At 62.1% G+C, this 21799-nt stretch carries 15 protein-coding genes and 1 tRNA gene; 8 read left to right on the forward strand and 8 right to left on the reverse strand.

Annotation, left to right across the window (positions count from 1 at the left end; genetic code table 11):
* Positions 1 to 54: 54 nt before the first annotated feature.
* Both KF708_17830 and KF708_17835 read right to left on the reverse strand, forming a co-directional pair.
* Positions 55 to 792: an exosortase-associated EpsI family protein gene (locus KF708_17830; protein MBX3414552.1), complete on the reverse strand. Its 738-nt coding sequence runs from the start codon at positions 790 to 792 to the stop codon at positions 55 to 57.
* Between the two features lie 162 nt (positions 793 to 954).
* Positions 955 to 1944, reverse strand: a complete 990-nt coding sequence (locus KF708_17835; protein MBX3414553.1) for an exosortase/archaeosortase family protein — start codon at positions 1942 to 1944, stop codon at positions 955 to 957.
* A gap of 788 nt (positions 1945 to 2732) precedes the next feature.
* Here KF708_17835 and KF708_17840 point away from each other — a divergent pair.
* Positions 2733 to 6380, forward strand: a complete 3648-nt coding sequence (locus KF708_17840) for a choice-of-anchor D domain-containing protein (GenBank protein ID MBX3414554.1) — start codon at positions 2733 to 2735, stop codon at positions 6378 to 6380.
* Positions 6381 to 6695: 315 nt separating this feature from the next.
* On the opposite strand, the gene KF708_17845 is transcribed toward KF708_17840, so the two are convergent.
* From KF708_17845 to KF708_17855, 3 genes are all read right to left on the reverse strand, one after another.
* Entirely contained in the window at positions 6696 to 6977 is a 282-nt protein-coding gene (locus KF708_17845; GenBank protein MBX3414555.1) for a hypothetical protein, read from the reverse strand.
* Positions 6978 to 6999: 22 nt separating this feature from the next.
* A complete protein-coding gene (locus tag KF708_17850; protein ID MBX3414556.1) occupies positions 7000 to 7965 on the reverse strand; it encodes a transglutaminase family protein in 966 nt (321 codons plus the stop codon).
* 162 nt (positions 7966 to 8127) lie between these two features.
* On the reverse strand, positions 8128 to 9495 hold the full coding sequence (locus KF708_17855) for an aspartate aminotransferase family protein (protein MBX3414557.1): 1368 nt from the start codon (positions 9493 to 9495) through the stop codon (positions 8128 to 8130).
* A gap of 182 nt (positions 9496 to 9677) precedes the next feature.
* Here KF708_17855 and KF708_17860 point away from each other — a divergent pair, with 182 nt between their 5' ends.
* From KF708_17860 to KF708_17870, 3 genes are all read left to right on the forward strand, one after another.
* The gene (locus KF708_17860; GenBank protein ID MBX3414558.1) at positions 9678 to 11189 is read left to right on the forward strand and encodes a hypothetical protein; all 1512 of its coding nucleotides are present in this window, start codon (positions 9678 to 9680) and stop codon (positions 11187 to 11189) included.
* A 93-nt stretch (positions 11190 to 11282) separates the two neighbouring features.
* The gene (locus tag KF708_17865; GenBank protein ID MBX3414559.1) at positions 11283 to 12392 is read left to right on the forward strand and encodes a hypothetical protein; all 1110 of its coding nucleotides are present in this window, start codon (positions 11283 to 11285) and stop codon (positions 12390 to 12392) included.
* Between the two features lie 1099 nt (positions 12393 to 13491).
* Positions 13492 to 14727, forward strand: coding sequence for a hypothetical protein (locus KF708_17870; GenBank protein MBX3414560.1), 1236 nt, complete (start codon positions 13492 to 13494; stop codon positions 14725 to 14727).
* Here KF708_17870 and KF708_17875 read toward each other — a convergent pair.
* Complete coding sequence (locus tag KF708_17875; GenBank protein MBX3414561.1) at positions 14724 to 15710, reverse strand: Gfo/Idh/MocA family oxidoreductase; 987 nt, start codon at positions 15708 to 15710, stop codon at positions 14724 to 14726. The two genes, KF708_17870 and KF708_17875, sit on opposite strands and share 4 nt — an antisense overlap.
* A 169-nt stretch (positions 15711 to 15879) precedes the next feature.
* Here KF708_17875 and KF708_17880 point away from each other — a divergent pair, with 169 nt between their 5' ends.
* Complete coding sequence (locus KF708_17880; GenBank protein ID MBX3414562.1) at positions 15880 to 16797, forward strand: aminotransferase class IV; 918 nt, start codon at positions 15880 to 15882, stop codon at positions 16795 to 16797.
* A 6-nt stretch (positions 16798 to 16803) separates the two neighbouring features.
* Here KF708_17880 and KF708_17885 read toward each other — a convergent pair.
* Together KF708_17885 and KF708_17890 are read right to left on the reverse strand one after the other, a co-directional pair.
* Positions 16804 to 16874 (reverse strand) — tRNA-Cys (locus tag KF708_17885).
* Positions 16875 to 17999: 1125 nt separating this feature from the next.
* The gene (locus KF708_17890; GenBank protein ID MBX3414563.1) at positions 18000 to 19088 is read right to left on the reverse strand and encodes a squalene--hopene cyclase; all 1089 of its coding nucleotides are present in this window, start codon (positions 19086 to 19088) and stop codon (positions 18000 to 18002) included.
* 194 nt (positions 19089 to 19282) lie between these two features.
* Between KF708_17890 and KF708_17895 the strand changes: the two genes are divergently transcribed.
* The 3 genes from KF708_17895 (at position 19283) to KF708_17905 (ending at position 21778) form a co-directional block, all read left to right on the forward strand.
* Positions 19283 to 20401 (forward strand): hypothetical protein, encoded by a 1119-nt coding sequence (locus tag KF708_17895; protein MBX3414564.1) that lies wholly within the window; start codon positions 19283 to 19285, stop codon positions 20399 to 20401.
* Between the two features lie 101 nt (positions 20402 to 20502).
* Positions 20503 to 21270 (forward strand): glucose 1-dehydrogenase, encoded by a 768-nt coding sequence (locus KF708_17900; protein MBX3414565.1) that lies wholly within the window; start codon positions 20503 to 20505, stop codon positions 21268 to 21270.
* Between the two features lie 28 nt (positions 21271 to 21298).
* Complete coding sequence (locus KF708_17905) at positions 21299 to 21778, forward strand: SRPBCC family protein (GenBank protein ID MBX3414566.1); 480 nt, start codon at positions 21299 to 21301, stop codon at positions 21776 to 21778.
* Positions 21779 to 21799: the final 21 nt, after the last annotated feature.

Raw genomic sequence — 21799 nt, forward strand, 5'->3', positions numbered from 1 at the left:
AGAGGAGAATGAAAGGGTCTGGGTGGCGTTCCGTCGCCGTGTACGTGTGGGCGCCTAACTACTAGTCGGGGCGCCGGCGCTGCCCGGCCGGGCAGCGGCTTCTGTCTCGGTTGCGGTGGTTCCGTCGTCGACGCGAATCACCGGGCTGCGGCGGCTGCCGCGTTCGGCGTGCGGCGGCAGGATCTCCTGCACGGCCGCGTCCAGATCGATCACGAATTGTTGCAGCGTCTCGACGTCGGCACCCGCCGGCGCGAAGACTTCGAGGGTCATGCTCGAAGGACGCTTGCGCATCCGCTGAAAGGTACGCTGCAATTCGTCGAGCTCTTCGTTCGGCGGTGGATTCAACGTGTAGTGCCAGTAGAAGACCCACTGGCTGTCTTGCTGCGTGCCGAATTGGTATTGCTGGACGGGCTGCGGGAAGCCAGGCACGTCGAGCGTCGTGCGGGCCGAGGTGTTTTCTGGTCGGCCCGCCACGGCCATGCAGATCTCGGGATGGTGGCCGCGATCTTCGCCATCGGCCGCGTAGACGATCCACACCAACGCGCCTTGGATATTGCCGAGGCGATAGGCACGCTGGATATAGTCCTCGCCAAATTTTTGATTCTCGTCGGTGACTTCGACGTCTTCTCCCACCCAACCGCCGATTTCCATCGGCAGTTCGGCCAGCGGACGAGCCGGCATCACGGTCTGTAACTCGCCAGGAGCTTTCAGGTATTGCACGAGCAGCAGGTGCGCCAACAGGCACGCGCCGACGACCACTGCGACTGCGATGAGACGTAGGCCGAATTTCACCAGGAAACACCCTCGGGCGAACCATCTTCGACACGAATCAGCCGCCCCACGCGACCTTGTCACCGAGCGCGAACTCGCCGAACGGCTCGCTCTGCAAACGCTCGTGACGCCCCTTCGACAACAACTCACGCTCGCTACGTACGAAACTGCCGCAGCGCTACTCTAGCTCGGTTCGGTCGCCACGGTATTCGTGGCGGCGCCATCCGCACGCGTGGCGTCCGTTTCCGAATTACCATCCTGGCGACGTCCGCCCCAACCGTAGGCGTCGTCCAGGTTCGCCAGAAACAAAGCCGTGGCCACCATTAGTACTGTCCCTAATACCAGCATAAGGAGTCCTTCGATCGTGTGAAACACCCCCTCGGCCCATTCTCGCCCGAACAGCAGCAGGATGAACGCGGTGACCAGCACGCGAACGCAATTCGTCGCGATGGCGATGGGCAACCCCATCATGCCGACGACCCATTTGTAGGCCCGGCCGCGATCGCTCAAATGCGCCAAGATGACCCCCAGCGCCAAAAACGCCGTGATCTGCCGCGTGCCGCTGCACGCCGGTCCGACCTCCAGGTATCCGGCGGATAATTGCAGTTTGTAGCCCTCGCGGTAGACGGGAATTTGCAGCACTTCCAGCACGAAGGTCGAGACCACGCTCACGAGCTCTTGCAGGAAAACCGCCAGGGGCTGGTAGATCGCCATCGGCAAGGGGGCCGCAAACAGCAGGAAGAACACGGCGAAGCTGTAGCCACGACTGACCTCGTTGCCCCCCATCGCCAGCAGAAAACCACGCAGGATGAACACCAGACCCAGTAAGTCGAACAAGGGCTGAGCCACGAACCAGCCCGCCAGATGAATCATGAATCCCAGGGCGATCTCTAGCACCCCCAGCAGCACGGTCTGGCGCGGCACGTTCGCTCGAAAGGGTGGGCCCACCTGTTGCCAGCCCAGATAGGTTAAGTAGGCACAGACCAAGGGAATAAAGAACCCATGCGAGTAGTTCGGGTCGTTCTCCCAGGTGTTCACGAGCTGCACGAAGCTGTCGCGGTACATGACACCAAGGGCGGCCGCGAGCAGTCCCCATGCTGTCCAGCCCCACCAGCCGGCGGGCGAGTCGGCCCGCCACGAGGGGGCTGGGGCTGCTGTAGACGACGTCGACATCGAAGGCACCGCTACCGGGTTCGAGTGAAAACGGGATCGTGGCGTCTGGGCCGTCGGGGGACGAGAAACGCCGCCTCCTACCAGCCACACAAGGCAACCCGCGAGGTGCATTCAAGTGTGGATGAGGCTGGCTTGGCACGCTGGTAGACGGGCACATCGAACCGGCTATGCCCGTGCTACAACTGGCGATTCGCGCGAAGCGAGCCGTCAGATCCCCCCCGGGACGGTCGAGAACGTGCCTTCCAGTTTAACCATGATCCCTGCGCACGCGAGCAGAAAGCAAAAAAAGCAGCCCGACGAAAGGTCGTGGAGAAGTGTCGAGGGAAATCGAAAAGATTTTCAAGAATTTACTGGCAGACCAAAAAACGGCTTGGTAAACTCGGCGACCGTGGTAGCTATGGTCAAGCGATAGCATATGCGCGGATAAAAGGGCCTTTTGCACGATGTTGAGAGTCAGCGGCCAAGCCAGCATGGCGTTTCGGGCGAGGCGCAAAGACACCTTAACAATGTAAATGGCGCCAGTAAGCCGGCATTTACGCTTTCTACGGATTTTGAGCGGCGGGTGATGAACATTGTTTTCCCTAACTAACTTACAGGTCGTTGGTTCAAAAAACGTGTCGCGCAAGGCACGGATTTTGCTTTACAAGTCGTAGCTTACTGTGCACCTACTGCGCGGGTTGCTTGCAAACCCGCTGTCAGCGGGGGGGATTGAGACAACATTGATGGCGGTTGGCCTCGGTTTCGCCAAACCTAGCTCAGCTGATCGAACCTCTAGGAAGGGCCAGCAAATGAGTTCTCTGCGGACCAAGTTTCTTGTAGCGTCGCTACTTTCCCTGGCTATGTGTGTTGCCACGGAACGTGCGTCGGCTATTCCACTGACGTTTATTGACGGTGGTGGTGACGATCAGTCGTTTACGGCTACGATCACCGCCACGGGCGGTGTGACGGTGAGTGGCCAGATCAACTTCACCTTGCGGACCTCGCTCGGTTTCCTGGGTAATGCCTCGGCGCCGGGTAATATTAACATCAACCCGCAGTTCAGCGCGATCTCGCTGACGGATGGTATCAACCCGGGTCCTGTCAGCATTAACCGGAATCCGACCGGTTCGGGTACGTTGACGCTCGCTAGCCCCCCGCAGTCGTTGCAGAACGCGGTGGTCAGCAACGTCACGGCGAACCTGCTCGGGCCTGGCGGTGCGGTTCCGCTTCAGTCGAACACGATCAGTTTCAATGGTGACGGTAATATCACCCTGATTGGCATCAACTTCGACTTGAGTGCCAACGTGCAGGCCGACTTGACCGGCCAGATTGGCTCGCTGACGTATCAGCAGACCGGCAGCAATATGTTCAACGCACCGGGTACCTTGGCTGCCACGCCACCAAATAACTTCTCGACCAACTACCTGATCGATTCGTCAGGGAGCGGTGGTAACCTCGGTGGTGCCTTGACGGGCGATATCAGCGGTAACGCGAATTTGAATATCGCTGGCCTCTTTAATACCCCCTTCAATCTCGGCACGATTGCGTCGATCAACGAAGTATTGAACGAGGCAATTCCGACGTTGGCTGGTACCGGTTCGATTCAAGACTTGGAGCCGGGGGTGTTCAGTGGCCCTGGTCGCGATATCCGCACCACGGTCAACCCTTCGGTGCCGAGCTTCATCCCGCTAGCGTTCAACTTCGCCGCCACTTCGGTGGAAAATTTGACGCAGCAGGTCACGAACATCGATGCCGCTGGTGCCACCTGGACGGCCTGGATCTCTGGTGTCATTACGTTCAACATGGGCATCGACATCACGGTGTCGGGTTTGGACATTAAATTGCAGGATACAACCGCAGATGCCTTGCAGGTGCCGGTGCTGACCACCACGCCCTCGGCCGGTGGTACGCTCAACTTTGGTAACGTGCTCGTTGGCACGGCCCAAAACGGTAATCTCACGGTTCAAAACCTGGGTACGAACGGCAGTGTGATCTCGGGTACCTTCCCGAACGGTGGTGGTGAGTTTAGCCCCCTCTCGTTCCAGGCGTTTGGTCCCATCGCGGCGAACACCCCGGGTGAAACGCGAGTCTATACCTACACGCCCACTGGCCGTGGTGCGGACACGCTGAATCGCACGATCACGAGCGATTCGGGGAGTGCGCCCGTTCAGTTTGCGGGTCGTGGCGTGGCTCCGGTCTCGGCTGCCACCGGGGGTGACGCGGGCTATGTGCTCGTCGGTACCTCGGGCAACGCCATCTCGACGGTCACCAACAACGGTGACGGTAATCTGTCGGGCCTGGGCGCCGTCAGTAACTTGAATGGTACCGCTTCGGGTGGTGGTGGTGAGTTCGTTCTGTCGGGTCCCGCTGGCATCAGCCTGTTGGATCACACCTCGACGAATCTGAATTACACCTACACGCCCACCTCGCGTGGTGCCGATTCGCAGAATATCACGCACGGCTTCAGCAATGGTAACCCGAGCGGTAACAATACCGCTCATAACCAGACGGTCACGGTCACCGGCCAGGGTGTTGCCCCGGTCAGTGCCGCGACGGGCGCCGCGGTCAACACGCCGGGTGCCTATACCCTGGTGGGTACGACTGGTCAGGCCACGGCGACGGTCACCAACAATGGTGACGGTAACCTCTCGGGTCTGGGTGCGGTCAGCAATCTCAACGGCACGGCCTCGGGTGGTGCTGGCGAGTTCTCGCTGAACGGTTCGAACGTGATCAGCCTGCCGGATCACACCTCGCAAAATCTGGTGTACGACTACAACCCGACCGCGCGTGGTGCCGATTCGGAAAACATCACGCACGTCTTCACCAACGGTAGCCCGGATGGCACCAACTCGGCTCACAACCTGCAGGTCACGCTGACTGGTCAGGGTGTGGCTCCGTTGGCCGCCGCGGCCGGTGGCGCCGTGAGTGTGCCGGGCGCCTATACGCTGGTCGGCACGACGGGCCAGGTGATTACCTCGGTCACCAACAACGGTGACGGTAACCTCTCGGGTCTGGGTGCGATCAGCAATCTGAACGGTACGTTGTCGGGCGGTGCTGGTGAGTTCTCCTTGTCCAGTCCGGCTGTGGTGAGCGTCCCCGATCATACGACGATCAACCCCGTGTATGATTACAACCCGACCGCTCGTGGTGCGGATTCGGAGAATCTGGTCCACAGCTTCACGAATGGTAATCCGGACGGCACCAACACGGCCGTCAACCTGCAGATCAACGTGACTGGTCAGGGTGTGGCCCCGCTGACGACTCCGGTCGATCAGTCGGCCAACAACGCCGGCTTCATCCTGGTTGGTACTTCGGGCACCGCTTCGGTCTCGATGACCAACAACGGTGACGGTAATCTGTCGGGTCTGGGTGCGGTCAGCAACCTGAACGGCACGCTGCCGACGACACTGGGTGAGTTCAATCTGACCAGCTCCCCCACGCCGCTCGGAACGATCAGCGTTCCCGATCACACCACGCACACCTACTCGTATACCTATACGCCGACGGGTCGTGGTGCGGACTCGGAAAATGGTCTGATGTCGTTCACGAATGGTAGCCCCGATGGTACCAACCAGGCCACGAGCGAGGCCTACGTCGTTCAGGGTCAAGGTGTTGCCCCTGTGCAGGCTACTTCCTCGGTTGACGCTCCTCTTACCCGTATCACCTACCTGACTCCGGGTCCGGGCAACACGAATCCGCCCTCGGTCACGGTGCATAACAATGGTGACGGCAACTTGTCGGGCCTAGGTGCGGTCAGCAACCTGAACGGTACGATTGATACCGGAACGGATGCTCGCTTCACGGGTGGTGGTGCGGCCTTCAGCCTGACTGACCACACGAATGTCAACTACGCCATCAACTACCAGCCGACCACCCATACCATCGACTCGAGCACCTTCACCGTCTCCTTCTCGAACGGAAGCGCTGACGGCACGAATCAGGCTCAGGTCGTACCGGTGACGGTGAGTGGCCAAGGTGTGGGCCCGATCTTCAACGGACTGCCGTACGATACGGACAACAACCCGGCTCCGGGCAACACCCTGGACTTCGGTAGTGTCGTGATCGGTGCCAACGGCCAGCTTCAGCTCGATATCAGCAACATCACCACCGATCCCAATGGTGGCGATCCGACGCTGACCGACATGACGCTGATTTCGGCGACGATCACCGGTCCGGATGCGGTTGAGTTCTCGCTGCCCGGGTTCGTCCCCGGTACGGTAATCAGTGCCGGTGGCCTGATCTCCTACTTCGTGAACTTCGATCCGCTCTTCCCGCCGGGGATCAAGACGGCTACGTTGACCTTCCTCACCGACGAGGATGCGGTCTTCGGCATGCCGGGGAACTCCTACTCCTTCACGCTGGTCGGTCTGGCTGCTCCGGAGCCGGCAAGTGTGTTGGGATTCGCTCTCTGCACGATCGGTGGTGTGGTAGCTTACCGCCTCCGCCGCCGTCGCTAAGACGAGCGAAGGACGCCCTGGCGTCCAATAGTTTGTGAAAGCCAACGGGCCGCACTCAACGCGAGTGCGGCCCGTTTTTTTATGAGTTGGCTGCCAATGTGCGAGGGGACATGGCCTCGCGGTGACTACGGTCGAGTCAGCCAGGTTGCTGGGGCCGGCACCATTGAAGCGCCTCTTGCGACGGGATGCGCCCCGTCTTCTTCAGCTTTCCGTGCCTGTTCAGACGCGGAAAGCGAGGCCCCGGGGCCGTGTGGGGCGACGGCAAGTACGCTTCAACGGAGCCACTGCCGTTGTCGTGCCACACAAGATTGGTCGCTAATCGCGCGCGGGCAGTTGCTTACTCTTCCTTCTGAGATCGATTTTGCCAGTGCCGAGCAGCGGCAGTTCGTCGAGTTCAACGAAGCTGTTACGCCCTGGGACCCATAACGGCGGGAGACCTGCTTCCGCCGGGCGACGGCAGATTTCGCTTGGCGCCACATCGATCAGTTTGTGTAGCACAACGATGCGTTCCCCTTTGCGCTCGTCAGGAATGGCAGTCACCGCGACGAGTAGTGTGTCATCGCTGATTAACTGTCCAGAGACAGTGGTTTCCGCCATTAGAACTGCACGTCGGGGGGGGTTAATTGAACGTCTTGCCGTCGAATTCGCGGACGAACTTGACCTTCGGATTGCCCCCCTTGCCGGTCAGATACTCCGACACGTAACGCTGGCGGTCGCGGGACCGCTCGGGCACGAGAAAGTTATCCCCCTTCTGCAGAATGGGACGCGGCTCGACAATCGTGCCAAAGGAGCGATCTCCCGCGGCCTGACAGGGGAACCAGTGCCCCTTGCCCTCGGTATCCTCGAGATAGAACTCGGGATAGCAGTGCCCGGGCACCCAAACAGTGCGTGCCGGCACCTTGATGGCCCGGCACATGGCGATGAAGAGGGAGCTCAGTTCTTCACAATCGCCGTTCCCATCGCGCAGGGCGGCGAGCGCACCTTTGAGGGGGCCTTCTTCGTAGGTCACGCGGTCGCGAACCCAATCGTAGATCCCTTCGACCTGTTCCCAGGCGGTTTCTTTTCCTTCGATCGCTTCCTTCGCGGCCGACTTGATCTTCGGATCGCGGCTTTCGATATAGGGGCTTGGTCCCAGGTATAGCCGGGTGAACTTGTCGAGTTTCTTGGGAATGATAAATCCCGAGGTGTCGGTCGGGGCGGGGATCTGCGATCGCTCGATCTCGAGCACGAGAATGGCTCGGGCTTCTTCCCCCGCGGCCAGCACCGGCATGTCGAGCACCATCTGACGCACGGTGTCTCCGACATTGCGGTAGTCGATTTCGCGGACGTTCGGCGAAAAGTCTTCTTCGACCACGCGCACGCGCTGCTCGGGCCAGTCGATCGGCACCGGCGCCGTCGCCACGATGCCCCGACAAGGAGCGCCCCCCGCCGTGACAATCATGCCGATGCGCAGTTCTCTCGTCGACGACGGGCCCAACGGGGTGCCGTCCGGCGTTTCGCGCGCGTCGAACTGCGCCCGGGCCACTTCGGGCAGCAGGACCAAGGTGACAACGAGGGGCAGGGCAAGCCAGGTTCGGCGCGACAAGGCGAACTCTCCCGGGCGAGGAATCGAGGTGTTATTTCCTCTATTGTAGACACGCCAGGTAGAGGTTTCGCCTGAGGAAACCAGCACGCAAGGGGCGTACCGGCCGAGGTAACCTTCCGCTGATGAGGATCGCAGCAATTGCACCGCCGCGACAGTCGAAGATTAGCCTGGCAGGATTTCGTCGATCGATTCGCCCAGGATCGAGACCATGCGATCGATTTGCTCCTCGGTCGTGACGTAGCAGGGGGCCAGGTTGTAAACGTCTCCCCGCAGACGAGTAAAGAGCCCCCGACGTTGCGTCGCCTCGTGGACCCGTCCCCCCACGTTCTCGCCAGCGGGGAACTCCGCCTTGGTGGTCTTGTCCGCGACCAATTCCACCGCTGCCATCAGGCCCAGGCCGCGTACCTCGCCGACGTGTGGGTGAGATTCGAGTGTGCGCAACTGCTTGTTCAGATGGCGTCCCAATTCGCCGGCGCGTGCGACCAATCCCTCGCGTTCGATGATGTCGAGATTCGCCAATGCCACGGCACAACCAACGGGATGCCCCGAGTAGGTGAAGGCATGCATCCAACGCAGTTGGTCGGGAGCGTGGTCGATGGCGCCGGCGATCTTACCGTTCACCCCGATGCCGCCGAGCGGGAAATAGCCGCTCGTGATGCCCTTCGCAAAGGCCACGATATCGGGCTCGATGCCGTAGCGCGACAGGGCAAACCAGTCCCCCGTGCGCCCAAAGCCGGTAATGATCTCGTCGGCGATAAGCAGCACGTCGTACCGATCGCAGATCTCGCGAATGCGGGGCCAATAGTCGTCCGGGGGCACAATCACACCGCCGGCCCCCTGCACGGGCTCGCCAATAAAGGCCGCCACGGTCTCGGGGTCCTCGCGCAAGATCGCCTCTTCGAGCAGATCGGCGGCCCGTTGTCCCGGCGTGCGGGAATCGTCGGACGCGGTGTCCGCCGCCGGCGCGAAGCGATAAGGATACGGGCTCGCGATGTGCAGAAAATGGGGGGCCCGCGGTTCGAACATCGGCCAATAGCTGGCGATGCCCGTGGCCGACATGGTGGCCAGCGTGGTGCCGTGGTAGGCCCAGGTACGGCTGAAGATTTTGGTCTTCTCGGGACGCCCCGCGACTTTCCAGTAATAGCGCGCGGTCTTGAAGGCAGATTCGTTCGCCTCTCCCCCGCCGCACGTGAGAAAGAATCGCTGGATCGAGGGGTAGCAAAGCTCCGCTAAACGTTCGCCCAGCGCGATGGCGGGCCGATTGGTGCTGCCCGTGTACGCCGAGGCGTATCCCAAGGTTTCCATCTGGCGGGCGGCCGCGTCGGCCAGCTCTTGGCGGCCGTGGCCGACGACGACGTTCCACAGGCCAGCCAGGCCGTCGAGGTATTCTCGTCCGTCGTGATCGAACAGCAACGCGCCTTGGCCGCGAACCCAAATATGGGCGTGCGCTTGCGCCTGCGGATTGTGAAGGGCGTGGATCAGATGTCGCTGGTCGCTCGCCAGCTCGAGTTGTTCGGGTGTGCCTTGCATAAGACGAATTCTACCTGTTGTTACGAGGCCGCGCAACTGGGGCAACGAACACGATCGGAAGTACCGGGCGGACGACTGGACATTCCGCAAAGTGGTAGCGACATTGGCATACAGTCGCCGGTTCGCGAGGGGGTCGGAAATCTTTCCGTAGGTGCCACAAGCGTGGTCGCCGATCGTTCTGGATGCGTTCGCCTTTGCCCAAGTCCACCCACACACGAGACGCCGAACAGCCACAGCCAGGTGGGGGCCTGGTACTGCGTGCCCTGCGTTTGTCGGTCGTCGTGTTGCTCGTCGTGCCGGCGATCTACTGGCACGGAGGCGTGCTCGAGACAGAATCTCCCTGGTTCATCAGCCATTATCTCGACTACCGGGGAATCGCGGCAAAGGTCTTTGACCCCCACACGAACGACTTCAATGCCTACCAGGGGCGTGAGCTGAGCTATTTCTTCGACTACCTCGATGCGCAAGTCTTTCGCGTCTGGCTGCAAATGGGGTATCCGCTGTTCATTGCCACCAGTACGTTCCTTGCCACCGTGTCACTGGTGCTCGTGCATCAACTATGGATCGGGCGACTCCTGCCGCGGTTGCCTCCCGTCACGTCGATCCTCGTGTTGCTGGTCTATCTGACCGGATTCGTGCGACTTTCGACCGACGGCATGTACTATCGTTCGACGAAGCCGCTCATGGTGCCCTTGATCGTGCTGGGGATGTCGCTCGTCTGGTATTTTCAGCAGCGCCCACGCGATGGTGTCGCACGGCGTGCGATGTGGTGGGCGGTCGTCTCGTTGTACACCATCGGAACGGCGATCAGCCTGCTCGATCGCATGGGGTTCTACCTGGTCACCGTGTCGGCGGCGCTGACCGCGATTCACGCCGTGTGGCGAAAAGGACACTGGGATGTCTGCCTCGCGCTCATGGCAAGCAGCGCGACGGGGTTGCTCTACAACTACGTGCTGGGTCCGCAGCTCATCTTTTGGATCAATGGCTATCGGCCCGATTTTAGCTATCAGCGCGTCGACCTGATGCGCATCGTTACGGAACCCTGGCACCTGGCGCAAGGATCGCTCTTGCTGGTTGAACAGGCTTGGCTCGGTTTCGGCAACTATGCCTTATTGCTCGCTTTGCTGCTGATGCTGACAGCGCTGGCCATCGTGCTCAAGCGGCGTGGCATTCCTCGCCACCGATGGACGGCGTTCGTCCCCCCCTTGCTCTACTCGTGTCTGGCAAGTGTGGCAGGTGCTTTCATGCTGGCGGTGATGGTCGTACGGCATCCCGCGATTTACGATGTCGACCATCGCCTCTGGTACTATGGTCTGCCGATTCAGGCGACCTTGCTGTTTCCCGTATGGCTGGGACTGAACTGGTTTCTCGAAGGAAGCAGCGCTCGACGAGCATTGTTGGTGAACGTGGTTCTCGTCGGGTTGGTGGCCAGCAATCTGCTAAGTTGGGGACGCTATCGACGCGAGCTTTTCGCGGGAGAATGGTATCACGTGTCGTACGGTCAGACCGAGCTCTTGCGACGATCGTTGCAACAGGAGTCGCTTGATCCGAACCTGGGTGGCAACTATGTCACGCTTTATTACGTGTGCCTGTTGTTCGACAGCGCCAGCCGTCCGCCGGGCGAACGCAACATGCCGCCGGCCATCGCTCCACTCAGGCCGCCGGCACCCGCAGGATCAACACCGCGGAATTAGCAGTTTCGGATGCGGCCGAAGGCTGAGAAACCCACGGGGATTACAATTCAAACTGGTGCAGGACCCAACGTCCCCCCAGCGAGAACTAGACTCATGTCGACCAAGGGTTCCCAACGCGGCAAACGAATCGTCTTTGCGATCGTGGCGGTCGCCGTCGGGTTAGTCTTTCTCGAAGGGCTCTTGTCGATTCTCTGGATGGTGCCGGACTTTCTCGCACGGCGCCGCTCGGCCGCCCGGGCGATTACCTATCTCGAGGATTATCACGCCCGGCACAACTCGGAATTAGGTTGGGAACATATTCCCGGCAAAACCGTCAGCCATCTCTACGGCAAGGGACGCTCGATCACCATCAATGCCGACGGCTTTCGCGGCCGCGAGGATTACGTTGGACACAAGCCGAGCGATCGTTTCCGCGTCGTCTGCCTGGGCGATTCGATGACGATGGGCTACGGCGTGGACGATCCCGACACCTATCCCGCGCAGTTGGAACAAGTCAATCCGCGCATTCAGGCAGTGAACATGGGGCAGGGGGGGTACTCGGTCGGGCAGGATTATCTTTGGTTCAAACGAGAGCATGCACGGCTCGAGCCCGACTTATTAGTGGCGAGCTTCATTGTCGACGACTTCTGGCGCCTCGTGAATATGCGCACCCCGAATGGCGCCGCGGTGCCCCACTTCAACCTGATCGATGGCCGCGTCGTGGTGAGCAATCAGCCCGTGCCGCCGAAGATCGAGACGGGCGATGTGGTGGACCCGAGTGCGCGACCGCTGGGGTTCTTGTTCGAGAAGAGCGCACTCTTCCGCACCGTCGATACGGTCGTCAAGCCGGCGCGCGAAGTGCGCGTTCAAGTCGATCGCAACGAGCAGTTTCAACTGGCCCTGGCGATCCTGGCGGAGCTCAAGCGCGAGGCGGGGGATGTCCCCCTGGTGTTGGTCATGCTGCCGGAAGTGGGCGAGTTGAAGGAGCCGGCACGACTAGTGTTGTACCGGCAGATCATTGCCGAATTGGAACGCTTCGCCCAGACGCAGGGCATTCCGCTGCTCGATCTCTCGGGCGACTTTCTCGCGGCGGGAAATATCGATCGCTTCTTCCTGACGGAGAAGTACCACCACTTCAGCGAAGCGGGCAATCGCCTGATTGCCGAGCGGCTGAATGCGTTCCTCGGCGATAAAGTGCCCGGCTATCCGCGCGCGACGAACTAAGCGGGCTTTGCCGGCGGCTTTTCCTGCGCACCCGGCGTGACATCGGAAGCCCGGTGGGATACGGGGGCACGGCCGAGTGGGCCCGTCGTCGGGTGTGCCCCGTGAAAGAACTCGCGCAGGATGATGCGGCCGAGTCGATTTGGTTTGCTGGCGCGCAGAGAGGCTGGCATGACGAGCGATCTACAGGAATGAGAAGCCGGCAGCAGCCGTCCGGCGCGACGATGCGTGGTCAGGATGGCACGTATCGTCGCGCTGCGGACGGTCGCCGGTGGGGTCGGTCGCTGGATGTCGAATCAGGTCGAACGGGGTACACCGCGTCCGCGGCGACGGCCGCTCCCTTCTGGGTAACGGCGCGTCACGCGGTGTCCGGTTCGTTCGAGTTGGTGGTGTCGATCAAGCAGCGTCGTCGCTGATTGTGGTGTCGCGAGAGACTCGAAACGCCGTGGTGGGGACATGCGCCCATCGTGGCCAACGGGTTCGAGTGCTCATTCCTCGCGGGGCAATCAGTGGTCGTTTCAGCACTCGCGGTTCGCCTGCTGTGACAGGCGAAGCCCCTGAGACGATCGGCCGGCTTGTGCAATCCCATCTGGGTTTGTGGCACAGAGCAGCGGATGCGCGTCGTTCCTCAGTTGAGCGCCGAAGGAGTGCCAGGCAACTTCAAGTTCTCGCTTAGCCAGGACCAGGGGCATACATGCCACCGGCCGCGGGCGACATATACGCGTCGCCGGCAAAGGGAGCGCCCGAAGCGCACGGTGCAGGGGCAGTGCTGGTTGGGCACGTGTTGCACGGCGCGCCACGGTTCACAAAGTTGTTATTGTGGCAGCATCCTTGTGCGACAGCCGTGAGCATCGCTACGGCCGTCAGGATCAGCAGCTTCTTCATGGCTCGTATCTCCAGTCGAAGCGTCACGAGTTCCGGGACGAACTCGTGGGTCAAGCAACTCTACAACGTGTCTGGTGATGTGCAAACGCAACACGTCATTTTTTTTCACCAACGCGAAAATTTTTCGCCATCGCGAATGTTTACCGGAGGCTACATTTGCGTAGCGGGGTACTAGCAGGCTCCGCGCGCACAGTTCGCTCTACCCCCCCGATCAGGCATGAAGCCGACGACGAACACTGCCGCGCCCCCTTCCTTCGCGATCGCGCACCACCTGCGTGCGTTCGGCGTTCGTGCGCGCCTGCTGGCCTTGCTATTGCATGCCGGTCTCTGCGGCCTGTTCCTGGCGGCCGACGCCAGGGCGAACCACGTTACGCCAGACGAAACAACGCCGATCGACGTCAGCGGCGATGTTGATGCCTTTCGCGTGCCGCTGGTCAGCACGGCCGAGGACGATCCTTGCGACGAGAGCCTCACGGCGATTGCCCGCGTCTGCCACGAGCACGATGTGTGGCTCGTGAGCAGTCGTCGCGCAAGTCGCTGTGGCGACCCCGAGATCGGTTACGAGCGGCTCGACTACTGGCACGCCGAGGATGGCTGCCATTGGACGCGCGCCACGGCCGAGGAATTTCACGTGGCCGACAATCCGCGCGTGCCGACGATCTTCTTCGTACACGGCAATCGCGCCGATTTTGGCGAGGCGCAGCAGATGGGTTGGCAGTGGGTGCGCCGCTTCGAACGGGGCGACTATGGCGATGGGCCGGCGCGCCTGGTGATCTACACCTGGCCAAGCGATGCGATCCCCGGCAAGCCGATCGAAGATGCGCGGATCAAGGCCGGCACCAGCGAATCGTACGCGTGGTACCTGGCGGCGCTGGTCGATCGATTGGCGCCGGAGGTTCCGGTCGGGCTCGTGGGTTACAGCTACGGCGCACGCTTGATTACCGCCTCCCTGCATTTGATGGGGGGGGGACGCATCGCCGGCCGTCAATTGACTCCTACTCCCGCGGCAGATGGCCGCCCGGTGCGCGCCGTGCTGATTGCAGCCGCGCTCGACCATCATTGGCTGGGCGTGGGCCAACACCACGGGATGGCGCTTTCACAAGTCGAGAGCCTGGTCGTCTTCGTCAATGGCGAAGACCCCGTCCTGCGGCTTTATCCCCATCTGTATGGACACGGCCGGGGGCCCGAGGCCTTGGGACGCACGGGCGTCGCGTCGCGGACGCGACTGGGCGAACATGGCGCAAAGCTATGGCAGGTGAATGTCACCGGGGCGATTGGACGCCATCACGACTGGACGCACCATGTGAATTCGGGCGCCGTGATGGGACGCGCAAGACGCGAATTCTCCTTCGACGACCTGCGCGATCGAACTCCCGCCGAGAGCGACGATCCACCCCCGGCGCTACCCATGGCGTCGAGTGGCAGGTCCCGGCATGCGGCGGCCGCGCGCTAACCACCCTGCGAGGTGGGCAATTCGAGACCGGCGGCCGTGCGCACCGCATCGAGCACGCGCATGTTCGCCAAACCCCCTTCAGCCGGCTCGGACAAGCGGCCGTTGGCGATCCCGGCGCAGAACGCCTTGACCTGTTCGGCATACTGCTGCGCCGCCGGAAACCGTACGGTTTGCGTCCCTGCTTCCGTGGTGACGATCAAGGTCGCTTCGGGATCGGGGAGCACGCCGCCAGGCAACTCGACGGCGCCTTTCGTGCCCACGATCTCGAGACGGCAACGAAAAGGGCACTCGAAGCTGCTGTCGAAAAGTGCCATCACGCCATTCGGAAACACGAGTTGGGCGGACAGCGTCATATCGACGCCCGATTCATAACGCACGCCCCGGGCATAGACTTCTTTGGGCTCGCAGCCGGCAAAGAGGCGCGCGGCGTTGATGCCGTAGCAGCCCAGGTCGCACACGGCGCCGCCACCATGTTGCGGGTCGAGTCGCCAATCGCCACGATCGATATCGAACGAGAAGTCGAGCTTGACGAGGCGCAAATCGCCGATCGTGCCGTCGGCCAACATCTGCCGCACCCGTGTCACTCGCGGATGGTGGCGCCACATGAACGCCTCCATCAGGATCACGCCATGCTGACGGCAGGCCTCGACCATGTCGGCGGCGTCTTCGGCGGTAAGGCCAAGCGGTTTCTCGCACAGCACATGCTTGCCGGCCGCCGCGGCACGCAACGTCCAGGGGCGGTGCAATTCGTTCGGCAGCGGGATATAGACGGCGTCGATGTCGGGATCATCGATCAGGGCCTCGTACGAATCGTAGTGGCGGGGGATGGCGAATTCCCGCGCCCACGCGGCGCCGAGATCACGGTCCCGGCTGGCGATGGCCAGGGTCGTCGCCACCCCCGATTGTTCGATGCCCGCGTGCATGGCACGCCGCACGATCCGGGCACAACCCAGGATGCCGAAGCGGACCTTGTCGTTCTGCATAAATGGCCATTCCGAAGAAAAGAGGCGGGAGCGTTCCGAACGCGACGGCCTCGAGTCGTGTCCTGCGAGCGGGTGTAGTCTACCAGTTGACCGGTAACCGTCGAACGGGCCGGACCGATTTCGCGGATTCGACTTCTCGCTTCGCGGAATGCAGTTGATAATCGAGACTATGGATCGCCCCCAAGCCTATCTCAACGGTCGCTTCGTCCCCGACGACGAGGCTCGCATCTCGGTCACCGACGCGGGCTTCGTGCTGGGGGTGACTTTGAGCGAGCAGTTGCGCACGTTCGACGGGCAGATCTTTCGCCTCGAAGATCACGTCGCGCGGCTTCAGCGCAGCCTTGTCTATCTGGGGCTGGCCGAGGCCGTATCGCTCGAAACCATTTCGGCCGCGGCGCGTGACCTGGTCGAGGTCAATTTCCCGCTGCTCCACGAAGGGAGCGATCTGGGACTCTCGATGGTGGTCACGCCGGGACCATACGGAACGTTCGCCTCGGGGCAGACGGCACCGACCGTCTGTCTGCACACGTACGAGTTGCCCTTTGCCCGCTGGGCCAACAAGTATCGCGGCGGCGAGCACCTGATCGTGACACCGTTCGAGCAGGTGTCGCCGCGCTCGTGGCCGCGCGAAATCAAATGCCGTAGCCGCATGCACTACTACCTGGCCGACCGCTGTGCGACGCAGCATTCGCGAAGTGCTCGCGCGCTCTTGCTCGATCAAAGCGGTGCCGTGCTCGAGACGACCACGGCGAACGTGCTCGTCTACCGCCAGGATGAAGGGCTGATTTCTCCCCCGCTCGAATCGGTGCTCCCTGGCATTAGCCTGGCCGTGACCATGGAACTGGCCGCTGCCCAGGGGATCACGTGCGTTTACCGCGAGTTGAGCGTTGAGCAAGTGGCGACGGCAGACGAGGTGCTCGTCACCAGCACGCCCAACTGCGTGTTGCCGGTGACACGCGTGAACGATCGCGAGATTGCCGACGGGTCGCCGGGGCCGATCTATGCCCGGTTGATGGCGGCCTGGAGCCGCGAGGCGGGACTTGATATCGAAGGACAGGCCCGCGCGAGGGCGTTGCTCGCATCGTGAAGAAAAAGAGGCCGGTGGGAGTCGAACCCACTTAGATCGGGTTGCAGCCGATTGCCTGGCCGTCTGGCTCCAGCCTCATGTTGTGCGAACCTCGCCTGAGGACATGACTTGGAATCCTCTTCCAAGGTTCGCGCCAAGCAGCGTCTTGTCGCTACCCTGAGCATATCGGTTCGCGCGGCGACGCCGCTTGAGTCCTGCTCCATTCGAGAAATCTTGCCGGCAGGGATGCTTCGTGGAGAAGAATTTTCTCAAGTGGCCGATCCGGCAGCGAGATAGTGCCCAGGCGAAGCCGCCACGGGGGGCGCCAACAAACGAGCGAGGCGGGCTGATGGGTCCCGGTGCAGCGTGCCTGGGGGGCGGACCGGAAGGATTCGCGACTTCCGGTCTGAACGCTGCGCCGAGGACTGTCAACCCGCCTCGCAAGCTGGAAGGAAATGAGATTGGTTCGTTCACCGTCGAAGGGACACCAGCGAGACCGCTGCCATCGCAGAACCGCAATCGACGGCCCGAAGCCCCGCGACTCATCGGGAGGAGCGACCCGAGTCGCGTGGAACGTGCCTGCGTCGCTGGCGGATCGAGTGGCAAGCCGGCGTCGCCGCCACAGGGCACTCGTCTCGCTAGGCGAGTGCCCCTACTCTGGTACCGGAGCGGGGTAACCTCATGCTGCGCGTTCCTCGTTCTTCGAGTGAAGCGGATGAAAACCTCGCGGCACGCTGCCGCGCCATCGCTGCGTTGACCTGCTTCCGACGCTCAATCTCGGCCACGGCTTCGCATCGTTTTTGTCTTGCGTGCGTCGCAGCCATAGTTGAAATACACGCGCTGGGAGTGAAGTCAAAATGCGAGAGAAAAAATTCTTGAGCAACGCGTCCGACAGCCGGCGCAAGTGAATACGGCGCAGAGATCTGGAGCTTGAGAAATTTTTTTGCGTCGGTCGAAGGTCGTGCGCCCGCATATTTTTCCCAGGCAAAAAGGCTTCGCCGATCGCGCCTTTCACCACACGATTGCGCGACCGCGGGCTGGTAATTTATCGTGGTGCCGTCGAGGATTCGGCCAATGAGCACCAGGAGCAAGGCCCGTAATGGCGACAGTTGCTCCCAACCCGGGATGATCCAGGGCTACACGACCACTACGGTGCCGGGCACGAGTCTCGCGAAGAACAAACCCGACAGAATCTCGCGCCATTGGTTCATCCATCGGCCCGATTATTCGGTGGGCGAATTGTGGAAGGCATCGCACGCCTCGAGCGCCATGACGGCATACGCCGTGCCAGCATGCGTGAGGAAGTGCTTGTTGTCTTTGTAGAGCGAGCGCGTAAACCAGCGCCCGCTTTCGCGCTGGTGGGTCTTAAGCCACTCGACGCCGTGCGCGAGGCGCGGATCGTTGGCTGGCACGCCCAGTTGCCGCGCGAGAAAGATGACAAATCCGGTGCCGTAGCCGTCGCTCGAATCCAGGTCTTGCGGCGAACCATCTTGGCGTTTCCAATCGCCGAGCGTGGCGAGTCCCCAACCACCATCGGCGTGCTGCAGCGTCAGCATGGCCTCGACACACGTCTGACGCTCCTCGTCATTCATGAGGCCATCGACCCTGGTCGAGGCCCAGGCAAGCAAGGCATGATGGTGCAGCGAGGGGGCTTCATTCTCATGTACGTACCGGGCAAGCTGTTCGAGTCCCGCCTTCGCCGCGGGTGTGTGCTGATAGTCGTCCGGGGCGAAGCCTGCCGCCAGTGCCACCATCGCAATGCCAAAATAGTCGTCCAACTCCATCGGTGGCCAGCCGCAGTTCTTCCAGCTAAAACCACCGTCTTCGCGCTGGACCGTCCAAATGCGATCTAGTGCCTTCCGCGTGACCGGGTGCAGCCCTTGGCCTTGCGCCGCATCGTGCGAGGCGAGCACGGCGGCCGTCATGATGACCTCGGCATCCCAACGTGGTCCCTTTTCCTCCCAGCGTTCAGTGACGAGTTTCTCCGCATAGTCGCGCACGACCCCCACCGCCGGTGCCTCGAGATCGGTCTCGGGCCGCGACATCAGGTACAGGTAGTTCGTGTGACACGTCATGCAATTGCGGTTCTTCTGCCAGGCGAGCGCCGCCGAATCGAGAAAATGTTCGGCCTTGGCCCGCGAGAACGCCCCCAAGAGGGGCTCGTCGGGCGAGTTGGCCGAGGGGGGCACGACATTGTCGAGCGTGACGGGAGTGGGCTCGGCCGCACGAATCGCGGTAATCGATGTAAGTACAAACGCAACCGTTCCAAGAACGACACGCCGCATCCCAGGATTCGAGTATCGCACGTTCATGAACTGCTCCGTTTGCTCCCTGGCAACCGCCCCACTCACGCTCGGGCTGCTGCCTATCGTACGATCCCCACCGCACGGTTCAAGCAATTCGTTATTCGTCGGTCGCGATGCCGGTACCTGATCGATGCAATCGGCGGTCCCCTTTGCTGTGCGCCCCGGCAATTTCACTGCTAGAATGCCCCGCAGCTATGCCTATGAAAATCACCCACATCGAGACCTATCCCGTCCGCATCCCCCTCGTGCCCGAGCGAAGGATGGTCTCGGCGCTGGGTAAGCACGAGGTATCCGACTATCTCCTCGTGCGAGTCGTCACCGACAACGGCCTCGAAGGAGCGGGTGAAGCGACCGTGATGCCGCGCTGGAGCGGCGAGACGGTCTGGAGCGCCCAGGCGTTGGTCGAGCACGTGCTCGCGCCGCTCGTCATCGGTTGCGATCCGCACGATGTGGCCGAGATCGATCGACGCATGGATGCCGCGTGCGCGCACAACTGGTTTACCAAATCGGCGCTCGAGATGGCCTGCTGGGACATCCAAGGCCGCGCGGCCGGTCGGCCCGTTTACGAATTGCTCGGCGGGCCGAAACGCGAACTTACGTTTCGTTGCCGCTTTTCGTTAGGGGCCTACGAACCCGAGCGGGCGGCGCGCATCGCGGCCGATCGCGTCGCGGACGGATTTCGCACGATCAAGGTCAAGGTCGGCACGGAACCCTCGCTCGATCTTGCCCGCGTGCGGGCAGTGCGCGCGGCGATCGGCCCCGACACGGATCTTATGGTTGACGCGAATTGCGGTTGGGATGCAGATACGGCGATCCGCTGCCTGCGCGAACTGGCAGACTGCCGGCTCGTGCTCGTCGAGCAACCGACCCCCGATGGCGACTATGCGGCGCTGGCCCACGTGCGGCGCGAGACAGGTTTGCCGGTGCTGGCCGACGACATCTGCTTCCATCTGGCCCACGCGCGGGAGCTGATCCGCAACGAGTGTTGCGACGCCATCAGCGTCTATCCGGGCAAAAACGCCGGCCTGCGCAAATCGCTCGGCATCGTCGAGTTGACGGCGCTACATGGCGTTGCCTGTTCGATCGGCTCGAATCTCGAGTGGGACGTGGCGACGGCCGCCATGGCCCACCTGGTCGTGGCTCACGAGAACATGCAGGTCGAACGCTACCCAGGCGACGCCCTGGGACCCGTCTATCACGAGTTCTCGATCGTGAAGCAACCGCTCGAGATCGTCGGGCCACTGGTCTCCCTCTCCGATCGGCCCGGTTTGGGGGTCGAGGTCGATTGGGACCTGGCGCGGCGCCATCGCTGCGCGTAGTCCTCCCGCTAGGACGGACCCAGCGGTAAGATAAGCACCTTCGGTAGTTCTGGGGCCGCTGGCGTAAAAAGTCTTTAGGATCGAGACGAGGGAAGCACGATATGCAGGTCGAAGGTAAGACGGCGATCATCACCGGGGGTGGCACGGGCGTGGGACGCGCCACGGCTATCGCCCTGGCGAAGCTGGGCTGCTCGGTCTTGGTGAACTACTCGCGTTCGCGGGATGAGGCAGAGCAGACCGCCGCCGAAGTCGAAGCGCTCGGCGTGCGTGCCATTGCCCATCAGGCCGATGTCGCCAACGCCGAGGCCTGCCAGGCGATGGCCGACGCGGCGCTCGCCGCGTTCGGGCGGATCGATGTGCTCGTCAACAGCGCCGGCACGACGAAGTTCATCCCACACCCCGATTTCGATCGTGTGGGTGACGAAGAGTGGGATCGTATTCTTGGCGTGAACCTGAAGGGGCCTTTCTATTGCGCGCGTGCCGTGCGCGAGTCGATGCTTGCCGCCGGCGGCGGGGCGATCGTCAATATCTCGAGCGTGGCCGGTGTGGGGGGAGTCGGCAGCTCGATTCCCTACTGTGCCTCGAAAGCGGCGCTCAACAATCTGACGGTGACCCTGGCTCGGGCACTGGCCCCCACGATCCGCGTCAACGCCGTGGCGCCGGGCTTTATCACCGGACGCTGGCTCGAACAGGGGCTGGGGCTGGCGTATCCGCTGGTCAAGAAGTCGATGGAGTCGCGCGTGCCCCTCAAGAAGGTTTGCGAGCCGGAAGATGTCGCCACGGCCGCGCTGGCCTTCATTACCGGATCGGATCTCATCACCGGGCAGGTGCTCGTCATCGACGGCGGCATGTTGATTCCGCCGGCGTGAGCCACGGCTCCGTATTGAAGGCCTCGACATGGCGCACGTTTGCACCTCGGCCACGGTCGTCGTTCCGCATCCCGATGCGAATGACGTATTCGACTACTCGACCGATCTCGACGCGGTGCCCGAATACTTCGTCGGCTACGGGCCTGTGCCCGCCATTCGCTCGATGGAGATGATCGACGGCGCCAAACCGGTCGTGGGCGAAAGCCGTCGCATCAAGCTGGCCGACGGCAACCTGTTGCGCGAGGAGATCGTCGTGCTCGAGCGTCCGCGGCGGCACGCCTACCGTGTGACCGGCTATGTGGCCCCGTTTTCGAAGCTCGTCCGGGCCGGACACGGCGACTGGACCTTCGAGCCCGTGGAAGAGGGCGTGCGCATCACGTGGAAGTACACCTACGACCTGACCAGCCCGCTCGCGTGGCCACTGGCATGGCCTCTGGTGAAGGGCCCCATGCGTCTGGCAATGCAGCGGGCGCTCGATCGCATTGCGGCACGCCGCTGGACGCGTTGAGTCTTCGGCCGCAATGCGTCT

Source organism: Pirellulales bacterium (genome assembly GCA_019636335.1).
In the GTDB taxonomy this organism is placed as follows: Bacteria; Planctomycetota; Planctomycetia; order Pirellulales; family JAEUIK01; genus JAHBXR01.

Coding starts and splice junctions, on each gene's coding strand:
- KF708_17835 (MBX3414553.1), bottom strand. CDS start 1,944: ATGTCGACGTCGTCTACAGCAGCCCCAGCCCCCTCGTGGCGGGCCGAC.
- KF708_17840 (MBX3414554.1), top strand. CDS start 2,733: ATGAGTTCTCTGCGGACCAAGTTTCTTGTAGCGTCGCTACTTTCCCTG.
- KF708_17845 (MBX3414555.1), bottom strand. CDS start 6,977: ATGGCGGAAACCACTGTCTCTGGACAGTTAATCAGCGATGACACACTA.
- KF708_17855 (MBX3414557.1), bottom strand. CDS start 9,495: ATGCAAGGCACACCCGAACAACTCGAGCTGGCGAGCGACCAGCGACAT.
- KF708_17860 (MBX3414558.1), top strand. CDS start 9,678: ATGCGTTCGCCTTTGCCCAAGTCCACCCACACACGAGACGCCGAACAG.
- KF708_17865 (MBX3414559.1), top strand. CDS start 11,283: ATGTCGACCAAGGGTTCCCAACGCGGCAAACGAATCGTCTTTGCGATC.
- KF708_17870 (MBX3414560.1), top strand. CDS start 13,492: ATGAAGCCGACGACGAACACTGCCGCGCCCCCTTCCTTCGCGATCGCG.
- KF708_17875 (MBX3414561.1), bottom strand. CDS start 15,710: ATGCAGAACGACAAGGTCCGCTTCGGCATCCTGGGTTGTGCCCGGATC.
- KF708_17880 (MBX3414562.1), top strand. CDS start 15,880: ATGGATCGCCCCCAAGCCTATCTCAACGGTCGCTTCGTCCCCGACGAC.
- KF708_17890 (MBX3414563.1), bottom strand. CDS start 19,088: ATGAACGTGCGATACTCGAATCCTGGGATGCGGCGTGTCGTTCTTGGA.
- KF708_17895 (MBX3414564.1), top strand. CDS start 19,283: ATGAAAATCACCCACATCGAGACCTATCCCGTCCGCATCCCCCTCGTG.
- KF708_17900 (MBX3414565.1), top strand. CDS start 20,503: ATGCAGGTCGAAGGTAAGACGGCGATCATCACCGGGGGTGGCACGGGC.
- KF708_17905 (MBX3414566.1), top strand. CDS start 21,299: ATGGCGCACGTTTGCACCTCGGCCACGGTCGTCGTTCCGCATCCCGAT.